Origin of the sequence: Bacillus sp. FJAT-52991, assembly GCF_037201805.1 — a bacterium.
Taxonomy (GTDB): Bacteria; Bacillota; Bacilli; order Bacillales; family Domibacillaceae; genus Bacillus_CE; species Bacillus_CE kandeliae.
In genome coordinates this window covers 2,830,530-2,843,807 of sequence record NZ_CP147404.1, presented here as the reverse complement: position 1 = coordinate 2,843,807, position 13,278 = coordinate 2,830,530, and the positions used below count along the sequence as shown (strand labels likewise).

The 13,278-nt window shown below is 41.0% G+C and carries 16 protein-coding genes and 1 riboswitch; of the genes, 10 read left to right on the top strand and 6 right to left on the bottom strand.

The window, feature by feature from the left end:
- Positions 1-53: 53 nt before the first annotated feature.
- From yunB to WDJ61_RS14645, 4 genes are all read left to right on the top strand, one after another.
- Entirely contained in the window at positions 54-815 is a 762-nt protein-coding gene (gene yunB, locus WDJ61_RS14660; protein ID WP_338750978.1) for a sporulation protein YunB, read from the top strand.
- Positions 816-927: 112 nt separating this feature from the next.
- Positions 928-1,112: riboswitch (Lysine riboswitch) on the top strand.
- Positions 1,113-1,230: 118 nt separating this feature from the next.
- Complete coding sequence (locus WDJ61_RS14655; protein ID WP_338750976.1) at positions 1,231-2,799, top strand: Na+/H+ antiporter NhaC family protein; 1,569 nt, start codon at positions 1,231-1,233, stop codon at positions 2,797-2,799.
- A 270-nt stretch (positions 2,800-3,069) separates the two neighbouring features.
- Positions 3,070-4,584 (top strand): sodium-dependent transporter, encoded by a 1,515-nt coding sequence (locus WDJ61_RS14650; protein ID WP_338750974.1) that lies wholly within the window; start codon positions 3,070-3,072, stop codon positions 4,582-4,584.
- 2 nt (positions 4,585-4,586) lie between these two features.
- Positions 4,587-4,694, top strand: coding sequence for a methionine/alanine import family NSS transporter small subunit (locus WDJ61_RS14645; RefSeq protein ID WP_338750972.1), 108 nt, complete (start codon positions 4,587-4,589; stop codon positions 4,692-4,694).
- A gap of 70 nt (positions 4,695-4,764) precedes the next feature.
- Here WDJ61_RS14645 and WDJ61_RS14640 read toward each other — a convergent pair whose 3' ends face one another.
- Positions 4,765-5,751 (bottom strand): M23 family metallopeptidase, encoded by a 987-nt coding sequence (locus WDJ61_RS14640; protein ID WP_413789020.1) that lies wholly within the window; start codon positions 5,749-5,751, stop codon positions 4,765-4,767.
- A 194-nt stretch (positions 5,752-5,945) separates the two neighbouring features.
- On the opposite strand from WDJ61_RS14640, the gene lipA reads away from it, so the two are divergent.
- The gene (gene lipA, locus WDJ61_RS14635) at positions 5,946-6,863 is read left to right on the top strand and encodes a lipoyl synthase (RefSeq protein ID WP_338750970.1); all 918 of its coding nucleotides are present in this window, start codon (positions 5,946-5,948) and stop codon (positions 6,861-6,863) included.
- A gap of 87 nt (positions 6,864-6,950) precedes the next feature.
- Here the strand turns inward: lipA and WDJ61_RS14630 are convergent, their stop codons facing one another.
- On the bottom strand, positions 6,951-7,592 hold the full coding sequence (locus WDJ61_RS14630; protein ID WP_338750968.1) for a YhcN/YlaJ family sporulation lipoprotein: 642 nt from the start codon (positions 7,590-7,592) through the stop codon (positions 6,951-6,953).
- A gap of 108 nt (positions 7,593-7,700) precedes the next feature.
- Here WDJ61_RS14630 and WDJ61_RS14625 point away from each other — a divergent pair, with 108 nt between their 5' ends.
- Positions 7,701-7,976, top strand: a complete 276-nt coding sequence (locus tag WDJ61_RS14625) for a YutD family protein (RefSeq protein WP_338754812.1) — start codon at positions 7,701-7,703, stop codon at positions 7,974-7,976.
- Positions 7,977-8,001: 25 nt separating this feature from the next.
- On the opposite strand, the gene WDJ61_RS14620 is transcribed toward WDJ61_RS14625, so the two are convergent.
- Together WDJ61_RS14620 and WDJ61_RS14615 are read right to left on the bottom strand one after the other, a co-directional pair.
- Positions 8,002-8,301, bottom strand: coding sequence for a cytosolic protein (locus WDJ61_RS14620; RefSeq protein WP_338750966.1), 300 nt, complete (start codon positions 8,299-8,301; stop codon positions 8,002-8,004).
- Between the two features lie 48 nt (positions 8,302-8,349).
- A complete protein-coding gene (locus WDJ61_RS14615) occupies positions 8,350-8,616 on the bottom strand; it encodes a DUF3055 domain-containing protein (RefSeq protein ID WP_338750964.1) in 267 nt (88 codons plus the stop codon).
- A gap of 124 nt (positions 8,617-8,740) precedes the next feature.
- Here WDJ61_RS14615 and hepT point away from each other — a divergent pair, with 124 nt between their 5' ends.
- Positions 8,741-9,178 (top strand): type VII toxin-antitoxin system HepT family RNase toxin, encoded by a 438-nt coding sequence (gene hepT, locus WDJ61_RS14610; protein WP_338750962.1) that lies wholly within the window; start codon positions 8,741-8,743, stop codon positions 9,176-9,178.
- A gap of 69 nt (positions 9,179-9,247) precedes the next feature.
- Positions 9,248-10,018, top strand: coding sequence for a TIGR01457 family HAD-type hydrolase (locus WDJ61_RS14605; protein WP_338750960.1), 771 nt, complete (start codon positions 9,248-9,250; stop codon positions 10,016-10,018).
- Between the two features lie 39 nt (positions 10,019-10,057).
- On the opposite strand, the gene WDJ61_RS14600 is transcribed toward WDJ61_RS14605, so the two are convergent.
- Positions 10,058-10,387 carry a hypothetical protein gene (locus WDJ61_RS14600; protein ID WP_338750958.1) on the bottom strand — a complete coding sequence of 110 codons (330 nt, stop codon included), beginning with the start codon at positions 10,385-10,387 and terminating at the stop codon, positions 10,058-10,060.
- A gap of 66 nt (positions 10,388-10,453) precedes the next feature.
- Complete coding sequence (locus tag WDJ61_RS14595; protein WP_338750956.1) at positions 10,454-10,960, bottom strand: phosphatidylglycerophosphatase A; 507 nt, start codon at positions 10,958-10,960, stop codon at positions 10,454-10,456.
- Positions 10,961-11,069: 109 nt separating this feature from the next.
- Here WDJ61_RS14595 and yutH point away from each other — a divergent pair, with 109 nt between their 5' ends.
- Both yutH and WDJ61_RS14585 read left to right on the top strand, forming a co-directional pair.
- Positions 11,070-12,065 carry a spore coat putative kinase YutH gene (yutH, locus tag WDJ61_RS14590; RefSeq protein WP_338750954.1) on the top strand — a complete coding sequence of 332 codons (996 nt, stop codon included), beginning with the start codon at positions 11,070-11,072 and terminating at the stop codon, positions 12,063-12,065.
- A gap of 53 nt (positions 12,066-12,118) precedes the next feature.
- Positions 12,119-13,105 (top strand): D-glycerate dehydrogenase, encoded by a 987-nt coding sequence (locus WDJ61_RS14585; RefSeq protein WP_338750952.1) that lies wholly within the window; start codon positions 12,119-12,121, stop codon positions 13,103-13,105.
- Positions 13,106-13,278 lie beyond the last annotated feature (173 nt).

The following is a 13,278-nucleotide window of genomic DNA, read 5'->3' as shown; positions in this document are numbered from 1 at the left end:
CATGATCCTTTCTTTTTTAAGCATACATATAGCTTAGAGAAGGAGGGATTTTTTTGGCTGCACAAAGGAAATGGAAATCAAGAAGAGGGCCGCTCCCTTTACGATATGTCATGTTAATTACGCTGATTCTATTTTCTTTTTCCACAGCTTTCAGTTTATGGATGATTAATAAAAACATTAAGCCGACGCTCATCGGTTATGCCAAAACGGAAACGAGAAAGATTGCTTCGATGGTCATTAGCAAAGCAGTGAATAAAAAAATGGTCAATGTAATGGATATTAATGACGTTATTGAAACGGACCCTGGACCTCCATCGATTACGAAATTGAATACAGAAATTATTAATCGTGTGCTCGCAGAAACGACAAATCTTGTTCAATTAAATTTAAAAGAAGCCGAAAAAGGTAATTTAGAAGTGCTTGAATTGATTTCTGATGTGGAAATTGAAAACGAGGGAACAAAAAATATGGAAGGGATTGTGTACTATATTCCGTTAGGTCAAGTAACGAATAATGCGTTGCTTGGTAACCTCGGTCCACAAATTCCGATTCGTTTTCATGCCGTGGGGGACGTGAGTTCCAATGTGAAAACGAAAGTGAAGCCTTATGGTATTAATAATGCGTATGTGGAAGTGTTTATTGAATTGGAAGTCAATGTGCAAATCATCGTTCCATTTGCGACGGAATATTCGACGGTGAAGCAAGATATCCCTGTGGCAATGGGGCTAATTAAAGGAGAAGTACCGAACTTTTATAATGGTGGCGGTGGAGGTGGCAGTGGGGCGAATCCATCATTTGAGTTGCCTATGGATTGAAAAATATAAGAGAAAATTAATAAGTGAATGATGCTGATTTGAAAAATAGCTTGGCAAAAGTAAAATTAACTGTTAATATTTTAGTAATAAAATAATTAACCTTATCAAAATCCGGTGGGGTAGAGGCTGCAAAATTGATGAGTAGCTTGCGTGAGGATGACAACAAAGATCGCAAGTGAAAGGTGATTTTGCCGAAGTATTTTAGACGTGTCAAAGTCTTTAGTGCTGGGGTTATCTTGAAGAAAGGTAACACTCTCATTGTAAAGAAGCTATTTGCAATGGGGAGCTACACGATGGAGGAATGACTTACATTACAAAAAAGTAATGATAGTTTTCTCTATCATTGCTTTTTTTTATTTTCTTTAAAATTCCTCTCAGAGCCTGTCCTCTTTTTTCATCGGTAGGAGGATCAACTATGGAACAATCAATCTATTCTTTAATACCGCCTGTGTTGGCCATTTTAATGGTCATTTTTACTCGGCGGGTCCTGCTTTCTTTAGGAATTGGGATTCTGGCTTCAGCTTTACTGCTGTCTAATTTTAATTTTGAAAAGATGTTAAGCATTACTTGGGAAGCGGCATCAGGAAATATTTATACGAAAGAGGATGGCTGGAGTACATGGAATATTTATATTATCTTTTTCCTGCTCATTCTCGGTGTGATTACCGCATTTATTAATATTTCTGGTGGAAGCCGAGCGTTTGGAGAATGGGCGATTCAGCGCGTGAAAACTCGTGCGGGGGCCCAAATACTGTCTGCCGTTCTTGGAATTATTATTTTCATTGATGATTATTTCAATGCACTTGCAGTTGGACAAATTTCACGACCGATTACCGATCGTCAACGTATTTCTAGGGCAAAATTAGCCTATATTATTGATTCGACTTCTGCTCCTGTTTGTGTCGTCTCACCGATTTCAAGTTGGGGAGCGTATATCATTGGGATTGTGGGTACTGTTCTAGCTACACATCAAATCACAGAGATAAGTGCTTTTTCTGCCTTCATTCAAATGATTCCAATGAATTTTTATGTATGGGTTGCTTTAGCTCTTGTGTTCTTAACCGCTATTATGCAAGTAGATTTTGGGGCGATGAAGAAGCATGAAGATCATGCGATAGAAACCGGTTTGCCAAGCCTATCCGGTCGTCAAGCATCAGGGGAATTGAAGGAAGATTTACCGGTTAGTTCAAAAGGAACGATTGGCGACTTAATTTGGCCAATTATTGCTTTAATCGTTGGCACCGTGTCAGCGATGATGTGGACGGGATCACAAGCGGTTGAAGGTGATGTGACGCTATTGAAGATTTTTGAAAGCACGGATGTAGCAAAATCATTGTTATATGGTGGTCTATTCGGATTAGCCGTGGCCATAGCGATGTATTTCCGTCAAACATTTACCCATGGGTCTTTAGGGAAAAATGTATTTTTTACGGGCGTATGGGAAGGAATCAAATCGATGCTTCCAGCTGTTTATATTTTGTTTTTCGCTTGGACGATCGTGACGCTTATTAATCAATTAGGTACAGGGGCATATTTGGCTAGTCTTGTGGCACAATCAAATATGAATGTCGCTTTTCTGCCTTTCGTTTTATTTTTAGTGGCGGGGGCCATGGCCTTTTCAACAGGTACTTCATGGGGGTCTTTCGGGATCTTGCTTCCGATTGCTGGCGATATAGCAGCGGCAACGGATGTATCATTGATTTTACCAGCGATGGCTTCTGTGTTAGCGGGAGCGGTATTCGGTGACCACTGCTCACCTATTTCTGATACAACGATTCTTTCAGCAACAGGTGCAGGATGTAATCATATTGATCATGTCATTACGCAAATTCCATATGCGATATTATCTGCGGTATTGGCTTCTATTGGCTATATTGTGTTAGGTGTAACGGGAAGTGCTGGAATATCGTTAGCTGTTTGCCTTGGATTACTGATCATTGTGATGTTGATGTTAAAAAGTAAACAGAAAGCTCGAGCAGCTTGATTTAAAAGTCCTAGACTCTGTCTGGGGCTTTTATTTGTTAGGGGACTTTTCTTGAATATTCATGCATAGAAATAGAAGCAAGGGGGGGAGGGAAAATGACTTAATGACCAATTAGGAAGACCGACTATTGTTTATCGAGAACACTATCTTCAGAAAACTTTTAAAAAGATATTTACTAAATGAATGTTACTGTATATAATAAACATTAGTTATCTAAATTATCAGAAAATATTAATTATTCAAAAATTTAAAAGTGGAGGAGGTATTTTTATGGATCAACAACGTCCGATGTGGGGTTCGAGAGCGGGTTTTATTTTTGCAGCTGTAGGCTCGGCGATTGGTCTAGGGAATATTTGGCGTTTCCCTGCGGTGGCATATGAAAATGGAGGCGGAGCTTTTTTCCTCCCGTATTTATTTGCTCTATTAACAGCGGGGATTCCATTGCTCATCTTAGAGTTTACCATTGGGCATAAGTATCGAGGGTCGAGTCCATTGTCATTTGCTCGTATGAACAAAAAGATGGAGTGGCTCGGTTGGTGGCAAGTCGCGATTTCATTTATTATTGCAACCTATTATTCCGTTATCATAGCATGGGCTTTATCTTATTCCGTTTTTTCTTTTAACTTATCTTGGGGAGATGACCCGAAAACGTTTTTATTAACAGACTATTTACAAGTTGGTGAAGCAGGGGCGTTTGGAGGCTTTGTCCCACAAATTCTCATTTCATTAGTGATTGTATGGGTCGTTGTTCTTGGTGTATTAATTGCCGGAGTGAAAAAAGGGATTGAAAAAGTAACAAAAATTATGATCCCATTGCTTGTTGTGTTGTTTTTGATGGTCGTTATTCGAGCGATCACACTAGATGGAGCAGTTGAAGGGTTAAATGCTTTCTTTAAACCGGATTGGGCTAAGCTGACAGATGGGAAGGTATGGATTGCAGCTTATGGGCAAATCTTCTTCAGTTTATCTATTGGTTTTGCCATCATGATCACATATTCAAGTTATTTACCAAAAAAATCGGATATTACAAACAATGCATTTATTACAGGGTTTAGTAACTCTGCGTTTGAATTACTTGCAGGTTTCGGTGTCTTTTCCGCGCTTGGCTTCATGGCGGCTCAACAAGGTGTGCCTGTTCAAGAAGTCGTAAACAGTGGGGTTATTCTCGCTTTTGCAGTGTTCCCACAAATTATTAATGAATTTCCGTTTTTTAATGAGCTATTTGGCTTCTTATTCTTCGCCTCGCTGTTATTAGCAGGATTCACATCATTAATCTCGATTGTAGAGACTTTTATTGCTGGCGTTCAGGAAAAGTTTAATGTCTCTCGTACAGCCTCTGTATTAATTGGAGGAGGAGCTGCTTCTCTTATCTCATTAATTTATGCGACAAGAGGAGGATTAAACTTCCTTGATGTTGTGGATTACTTTATTAATAACTTTGGAGTGGCATTAGCTGGATTAGTGGAAGTGGTATTGGTAGCATGGGTATTTAAGCAGCTTGACCCACTGAAAAAGCATGCGGATGAAGTGTCTGATATTCAGCTAGGCGCTTGGTGGAAGATTTGTTTAAGCGTGATTACACCAGTTGTTTTAGGCTATATGATGTTTGATAACCTTCGCCAAAATTTTACAGCACCTTATGGAGACTATCCACAAAATTTCATTAACTCTTACGGTTGGACCGTTGCAATCGGAGTGATTCTCGTCGGCTTTGTCTTTATGTATGTAAAGCCGTGGAAGAAAGAGCTGCTGCATTCGTCAACTTCTGATAAGGAGGTTTCATGATCATGGATGGAAGTGCAATCACAATGATGATTATTGGAGTCGTTATTATATGGGGCGGCATGGTAGCAAGTATTGCACATGCTGTGGTGAAAGCAAAACAAGCGAAATAAAGTGAAACTTCAATCAGTGGGGGTTTTACAGCCCGTTAATGCGGGATAAATGAGGAAGCTGGCTCTTTCATTAGGAGCCAGCTCTTTTGCTTTGTCTTTCCCAGACTTTTAAATGAGGGTACGGATCAAATGACCATTCGGTTCGTCCATTGTCTTTATACATCCCAAAATGAAGATGTGGTGGGAATTTCCCAGACGTTCCAGGTGGGCCGTAACCGGTGCTGCCAACGCCGCCAATTAACATGCCCGGCTCTACTGTTTGACCAAGTTTCAAGCCTTTGGCAAATCCATTTAAATGAGCGTAATAATGATACGTATTATTAATATCACGGATCCCGATTCTCCAGCCGCCATAGCGATTCCATCCTTTCATTTCAATAATGCCATAGCTCGTTGATCGGACAGGTACGCCATAATCAGCAAATATATCAGTCCCTTCATGAATGCGTCGTCCACCCCAGCCACGAGCGGCTCCCCATGTGCTCTTGTACGTATAGTTGTAGTTGGTAGGAAGAGGGAATTCTTTTTTTTGTAAATCAAGCTTTTTATACGCTTTATACATACGAGCATTTCCAATAATCATACTGACCGTTTTATCACGCCCATAATACCGCCATAGGGCAATTTTAATGCTATCATGGTCGGTTCCATACGTTAAAAGATAATTCCCTATGGCAGCAAGAATATCTTCATTGTTCGTCCGACTTGCTTTTCCATCCCCATTTCCATCGGTGCCGATTCCATGAAAAGCAGCAATGGAATAAGGATTCGTATCCTGTTTGTTTGGATTGAGAAGTCCGCTCCATTTCTCCTCTGGGATATAAATAGAAATGTTATGATTAGGCTTAGGTAAATCATCCCTAACGAATCGTAAATTTCGCTCATATTGATCGATGGCCGCATAGTAATACCATGGAATAGATGTCACCGCCTCCGTTTTTTGAAACAGCTTCATCCGTTTATGGTAATGTTGTTGATCATTATTCGGTTCTTCCGCTTGTACAGGCGTGATCAGCAATAGTAAAAGGCATAAGCAAACAGCACCAATTCTTTGCAAAACAACTCCCTCCTAAGTGAACTATTTACTCATTATTTTGTCATTAACGAATCATTTCATGCTTGTTAAATTGAGGGAATGCGACAAGCGAACAATCGGTTGTATAAAAAGATGTACTATGTTAAAGTGACATCAGAAAGGTCTGAATTCATACACATTTGTAGCTAGTGCACAATTGATTGGAGATGAAAGAAATGAGCAAAAAAGAGGAGCATTTACGTAAACCAGATTGGTTAAAAATAAAGTTGAACACAAACAAAAACTATACCGGTTTAAAGAAAATGATGAGGGAAAATAATCTTCATACTGTGTGTGAAGAAGCGAAATGCCCGAACATTCATGAGTGTTGGGCTGTTCGACGCACAGCAACTTTTATGATTTTTGGAGATGTATGTACTCGTGCTTGCCGCTTCTGTGCGGTGAAAACCGGCTTGCCGACTGAGTTAGATTGGAAAGAGCCAGAGCGCGTAGCAGATTCCGTTCAACTCATGAACTTAAAGCATGTCGTTATTACTGCTGTTGCTCGTGATGATCTTAAGGATGGGGGAGCGGCTGTTTTTGCAGAAACCGTAAGAGCGATCCGTCGCAAAAATCCGTTCACGTCGATTGAGGTTCTTCCTTCTGATATGGGAGGCATCGAGGAAAACTTGAAAATGCTAATGGATGCACGCCCTGATATTTTAAATCATAACATTGAAACGGTGAAGCGATTATCTCCAAGAGTTCGTGCGCGGGCGACTTACGAACGTTCGCTTGAATTTCTGCGCCGTGCAAAAGAAATGCAGCCGGATATTCCAACGAAATCAAGCATTATGATCGGTCTTGGAGAAACGAAAGAAGAGATTATTGAAGCGATGGATGATTTGCGTGCCAATAATGTTGATATCGTGACATTAGGACAATATTTACAGCCTTCTAAAAAGCATTTAAAAGTACAAAAGTATTACCATCCAGATGAATTTGCGGAGCTTCGTGAGATCGCCATGACAAAAGGCTTTAGCCATTGTGAAGCAGGTCCGCTCGTTCGTTCATCTTATCATGCCGATGAACAAGTGAACTCAGCAACCAAAGCGAAGCAAGAGCTTGGAGAGAAAGAGAAGCTAGAAGCATAATTTGCAAATGGGTCTGACTTTTGTCAGACCCATTTTATTTATCCCGCATGAATGGGCAGTAAAACCCCCGCTGATTGAAGTTTCACTTTATTTCATATTACGGTCGCTCATTTCACCGTTTGTGTAGCCTTGAGGGGAAGTTTTCGTCATTAATTTAATGGTACGGTTAATCGTATCTTGCGCACCATCCACATCGGCCCCCATTGGAGCAATATTTTCGATGTCACGACGAAGTCCGACATCATCTGTTACATATATATTGTACCAGCGAGGAACGACAGTCATTGCCGTTTTCTTCACTTGCTCGGCCGCTTCTGTACGCTCTTTCTTTGTTTTGGCGTCAGTGTCATAAGCGATTAATACTTCCTCGTCTGTCACGAGCACGGAGCAATCATTGACCTCTGGAAGTGCTACGCTTAATTTACTAATCGCATCAGCTGTACGTTCGCGGTCCATCGTGTACATATTTTTGTATGAGACGGTTTCACCTTGAATCGGGCTTTTTTGCTGACGAACGTAACCAAAATCATCGGAGCGATCATCAGTCATCAATTCAACATCGCTTGTTTTTCTGTCGTTAGGATTGTAAAGATCCTCTCGATTGCGAACATTAATCGTATTGCCATTTTCTTTATAAATACCACCAGCGGCATTGTCTTGGTCATTCATCGTACATGCTCCTAGAAGCATGATGCTTGTAAGTCCTGCCATCATTAAAGGTTTCTTCAAACTTGCCACCCCCTCAACAACTAGCTTGCCCGGCTCAATGTATTTTTTTGCTTAGTAATTTATGGCTGATCGGCTATAATGAAAGAAGGAAAGTGAGGAATGATAAAGGTGGTTTGTATTCAAAATCATTGCTATGAAATCATTGATGAGTATAACGATGGCTTTAAAGAAGAAGTCTTTCGAGAGCGGTACAGTGATATTTTATCCAAATATGACTATATTGTCGGCGATTGGGGATACGGTCAACTACGTCTAAAAGGATTTTATGAAGATAAAAATCAAAAGGCAACGTTTGATACAAAGATTGGTACGCTTAAGGAATATTTGTATGAATACTGCAATTTTGGCTGTGCCTATTTCGTCGCCAAAAAAGTCAAAAAGTAAAAAATCGAGCAAAGGGCTCGATTTTTTACGTGTTGGGAGGGATATCTTTATAAATGGCTTCATCTTGCTGTTCATCAGGATTGTCATGGGGCGGATGAGCACCTTCCATGTTCCGAGGTAAATGTTGATGAAGCGATTTATTTTCATAATTGAAGGCGCTGAAATAACGCTGTCCTTTTCGCCATGGTGTAGATTTATTTTCAACAGGTTCATATTTATTACGCGGTGCACCATACGGGCCTTCTGGCATTTGTTCAGGGATTAAATAATTGCGACTGACTTCAACATTGGAGAAATCCGTATATTGTTCTTCTTCATCTATCATGTTTGCCACCTCCAGTTTTAACATCCCCGGTGGCTTGGTTGTTTATACTTAGATCACTTCATAAAGGAAGTCACGCAGTTCAGCGGCTTCTTCATCGGATAGCTTAAATACTTCTTCTAAATAGCCAGGCTCTTCTAAATCATCTTGTCCAATAATCGCAAAACGTCCTCCTTGAATGTCGAGTACTAGTTTTTTTCCGTAATATCGATCAGTTTGCATTAAAGCAAGGTCGTAGCGTTGATGCTCCCCCATGAAGCTTACGAATCGCGTTTTTGTTTGTTCCATATCATCATATAGAAAAAATCTTTCCGTCATTTCCTTCACTCCTGTTTGTTTTTCCTGATTGTAACATGTTTGAAGAGGACTCCTATATGTTTTCTTTTTGGTTTCATGATAAAATAGTAAAGAATTAAAAGAAAGCAATGGAAGGGTGCTCGCCTTGTATTTCGTAGATCGAAAAAAAATCGAAGAAACATTAAAATTTATGGAAGTGCAATTAACGTTGTTTCAGGAGCAAAAGAACTTTGAAACAGCACTTGAACAAGCTGCTTTAGAACGCATTGCTCATACGGTCATTGAATCGATGCTTGATGTGGGCAATGCGATGATTGATGGCTTTATTATGAGAGATCCGGGTAGTTATGAAGATATTGTCGACATTCTAGATGACGAAAAAGTGATTTCAAAAGAGATGACAGCTTCATTAAAAGCGATGGTAGCTCTTCGTAAAGTGCTCGTTCAGCAATATACAGCTGTCAATCATAAAGACATCCAGCAGGCCATGGAAGCTCACTTCTCATCCATGCAGCAATTTCCTGAAAAAGTAAGACAATACTTAACGAATGAATTAGGACCCGTTTCAGCCTTTTTACCTTAACAGGTGACGCTTTCGAAAGTGAAAGCGTTTTTTTACATATGAGTGTAATGAAATTAGAGGTGAGAAAGAATGAAAGCATATAAAGGTTATTTAATCGATTTAGATGGCACGATGTACCGCGGAACGGAAAAAATCGAAGAAGCGGGACATTTTATTGCGCGCTTAAACGAAAAGAACATCCCTTACTTGTTTGTCACAAATAATTCTTCGCGCACTCCTGAACAAGTGGCGAATAAATTAGTGGGATTTGATATTCCAACGACAACCGACCAAGTGTTTACTACTTCCATGGCGACCGCTCAGTTTATTGCCGATCGCAAAGAAGCGGCCACTGTGTATGTCATCGGTGAAGAAGGTATTCGTCAAGCCCTTCAAGAAAAGGGATTAACAGTTGTCGATCATGATCAGGCAGATTTTGTAGTTGTCGGTATTGACCGCAGCATCAACTACGAAAAATTAGCTACTGCTTGCTTAGCAGTTCGCAACGGTGCCACTTTCATTTCCACCAATGGGGACATCGCCATTCCTACTGAAAGAGGGTTGCTTCCTGGAAACGGATCGATCACTTCTGTCGTCGCCGTGTCCACTCAAACGAAGCCTACTTTTATCGGTAAACCAGAAAGCGTCATTATGGACCAAGCCTTGCGCGTGTTAGGCACTAGCAAAGAAGACACATTAATGGTTGGCGACAACTATGACACCGATATTTTAGCAGGAATCGGTGCAGGAATGGATACTTTACTTGTTCACACAGGTGTTACTCAAAAAGAGCATCTAACTCAAGTGGAAAAACAGCCCACTCACATAAGAAATACATTGAATGAGTGGGAAGTTTTTTAAAAAAGAATCAAGTATGTTAGCAAAGGCGTTCTTTAAGTGTTAGTCACTTAGGGGACGCTTTTTTGCTTGGGGGTGGTGTTTCTTAGATGTTAAGGTCGTTTCTTCGACTTTACGAGCAATTTCTTGGATGTTCTGGCCATTTGCTTGTCGTGTCTGAACAGTCGGCTCCGCTTTTCCTTGTCCGCCAGACTCTCGGACATAAGCCGTCACGTCTGTGTGGCAAAGGACGCCACTTCGACGGTCCGTCTTATATCTGCCGAGTCTAAACGGCTGTTTCCGCTTTTCTATTGTCCAGCTGCAGTTCCCAGCGACTAGTGTACTTCCACGCTCCTCCTTGCGATAAGTCAACATCGATTCACTATCGTTCATCGTGTTTCCTTTATCTCGTGCGGATCGCTTCAGTCCATACGTCGCTAAACGGGTCCTTACACTTTTCTATTCCGTCTGAGCCGCTCGGTGGGCGAGGCGACTTGATGCAGCGGCGGCTATGGCACCGACGATGTCATCTAGGAAGGTGTGGACTTTGCCATGTGATTTATCGTTTAAATATTGTAATATTCCTGGTTTTTCTTTGTCGATATATCCGTAGTTTGTAAATCCGATGGAACCGTACACGTTGATGATTCCCAAAGCGAGTGTTTCATCGACGCCATATAAGCTTTCATCGGTGGAAATGATGCTTTGTAACGGTTCTTCTAGCAGTCCTTTTTCCGCTAATATATCTAGTTGTATGCCTGTGATGATCGCGTTTTGCACTTCTCGTTTTTTTAAGACGCGTTCAATATTTTCTTTGCATTCTTCCACTGTCAAATTGGGATGGTATTTTTTTTGTAAAAACAATACAAGCTCGGCGATGTGTTCCATCGTTACGCCGCGCTCTGCTAGCCAGCGTCGAGCGGTTTTTTCAGACATGCTCATTACGTGTTTGTCATTGATAGTCATACAATCACCTTTTTCTCTAATATGTTAGTATCAGATATTTCCTTTGTATTTATATTTCCAGATTGTATAGAAATAATCCTGCAAATGAGATAAAAAAGGGGGAGCTGGCATGGAAGGAAAGGAATTATTACAGAAACACTTTCGAATTACACCAGAGCGAATGGTAAACGGACGCTATTATGAAAGCGAGGGTTTTCTTTATTCTATTGTTGATGTGACAAATATGGAACAGGAATATCTGTTAGAGTTGCATCAAATGTCTCAACATTTAATGAGACAAGGCGATCGAAAAGTCGCTGTTTTTATTCCGTCGGTTAGCGGTGCCTTTTTAGTGACAGAAGATAAAAGGGATGTTGTCCTACTTGGCAGTTCTCAAGTGCACTCGCGATCCCAAGCCATTGGTACGAAACTTGCTCGGTTTCATCGCCGGGGCCGATCCTTGAGGAATGAGCTGAAGGTCACAAGTCAATTGGGACTGTGGCGAGAGCGTTGGGAGCAGGAGATCGATCGGCTAGAAAAATCAATTAGCGGTCTGATCGAGAAGGGAGTAGATAATGAATTTGCCATGATGATGATTGATAGCTTTCCTTATTATATGGGATTGTCAGAGAACGCTATTCAATATGTCGTTGATACAGAGATGGATGAAACGCCAGGAGCAACAGATTATGGAACGATTTGTCATCACTCGTTTCATACGAAGCTTTGGAGCAATCGGGATTTTATTCATCATCCTTTCGATTGGGTCTATGATCACCCGGTGCGAGATGTGGCAGAATGGATTCGCTCGTCCTATTGGGAAGGCTCTCTTCTTTATCGATCAAATTTTGGACAGTTTTTACAAGAGTATCAGCAAGCAGAGCCGCTTTCCCCTTTTGCTTGGCGACTGATTTATGCTCGTCTCCTCTTTCCAACACATTACTTTGACTGCAGTCGTGCTTATTTCTCCTCTCGTTCCCTTCACGAGAAAAAAGAAAAAGAAGAACAGTTAAAGAAATATATGAAAAATACAACCGAGTATGAGCATTTTCTTGCTTCTTTTTATGAATTAGCCTTTGTTCCAGCAAGTCGATTGAAAATTCCGGATATAACTTGGTTAAAATGACAGAAGCTGTGGTAAAATGGAGGTGCGATAGGATACGGAGAGAAGGTGGAGAAATGAAGCCGTTTGTGTATGTCACTCGAAAGCTTCCTGATGAAATCACTTCTAGGCTACTGGAGAAATATGAAGTAGAGATGTGGCCAAAAGAAGAAGAGAAAGTACCACGTGAAGTGTTACTGGAAAAAGTGAAGCAGGCAGATGCCCTATTAACCGTCATCTCAGATCAACTAGATGAAGAATTATTTTCTCAAGCTGACCAATTAAAAGTGGTAGCCAATATGGCAGTTGGTTATGACAATGTGGATTTACAAGCCGCAAGCAAGCATAATGTGGCCATCTGTAATACACCGGATGTATTAACAGATACGACGGCGGACTTAACCTTTGCTTTGTTGTTGGCTACTGCTCGTCGAATGATGGAAGCGGCCGAATTTGTCAAGCAAGGTCAGTGGAAAAGCTGGTCACCTATGCAATTGGTTGGAACTGATGTTCATCACAAAACGATTGGTATTGTCGGGATGGGCAAAATTGGAACTGTTGTAGCGAAAAGAGCCGCGGGATTCGATATGGAAATTATTTATTATAATCGGAATCGTCATGAAGTAGCCGAGGAAATGCTTGGTGCACGCTATTGCTCATTTGATGAATTATTACAAGAGGCAGATTTTGTTGTTTGCCTAGCTCCGCTGACGGAACAAACGAAAGGGATGTTTCAGCGAGAGCAATTCCAAAAAATGAAAAAAGAAGCCATATTCATCAATGCCAGTCGCGGACCGATCATTAATGAACAAGCACTGCTTGATGCTTTACAGGCAGGAGACATTGCAGCAGCAGGGCTCGATGTTTTTGAAAAAGAACCGATCGACGCCGATCATCCACTACTTAAACTGCCAAATGTCGTGGCACTCCCTCATATCGGGAGCGCAACGAAAGAAACTCGCCTCGCGATGATGGAAACATGCTGTGACAATCTCGATGCCATCTTTGAAGATCGCCCTCCGAAAACATTAGTAAATAAAGAATTACTCACCTTTAGACAATAAATAACGCCCGAGCTGAGAAACGCTCGGGTTTTTGATTTCTTCGACCTTTGTGAGCCTGATTTAGAGCTACCAAGTGCCCGATTGTATGCTTTTTCCGCCTGATTCCCCCATAGGCGGCGTATTTGAGATTGATTTTGACTCAGTTCTCTAATTCTCCAATCCAAAAGAAAAAA

Coding starts and splice junctions, on each gene's coding strand:
- WDJ61_RS14655 (WP_338750976.1), top strand. CDS start 1,231: ATGGAACAATCAATCTATTCTTTAATACCGCCTGTGTTGGCCATTTTA.
- WDJ61_RS14650 (WP_338750974.1), top strand. CDS start 3,070: ATGGATCAACAACGTCCGATGTGGGGTTCGAGAGCGGGTTTTATTTTT.
- WDJ61_RS14645 (WP_338750972.1), top strand. CDS start 4,587: ATGGATGGAAGTGCAATCACAATGATGATTATTGGAGTCGTTATTATA.
- lipA (WP_338750970.1), top strand. CDS start 5,946: ATGAGCAAAAAAGAGGAGCATTTACGTAAACCAGATTGGTTAAAAATA.
- WDJ61_RS14620 (WP_338750966.1), bottom strand. CDS start 8,301: ATGATAGATGAAGAAGAACAATATACGGATTTCTCCAATGTTGAAGTC.
- WDJ61_RS14615 (WP_338750964.1), bottom strand. CDS start 8,616: ATGACGGAAAGATTTTTTCTATATGATGATATGGAACAAACAAAAACG.
- WDJ61_RS14605 (WP_338750960.1), top strand. CDS start 9,248: ATGAAAGCATATAAAGGTTATTTAATCGATTTAGATGGCACGATGTAC.
- WDJ61_RS14600 (WP_338750958.1), bottom strand. CDS start 10,387: ATGAACGATAGTGAATCGATGTTGACTTATCGCAAGGAGGAGCGTGGA.
- WDJ61_RS14595 (WP_338750956.1), bottom strand. CDS start 10,960: ATGACTATCAATGACAAACACGTAATGAGCATGTCTGAAAAAACCGCT.
- yutH (WP_338750954.1), top strand. CDS start 11,070: ATGGAAGGAAAGGAATTATTACAGAAACACTTTCGAATTACACCAGAG.
- WDJ61_RS14585 (WP_338750952.1), top strand. CDS start 12,119: ATGAAGCCGTTTGTGTATGTCACTCGAAAGCTTCCTGATGAAATCACT.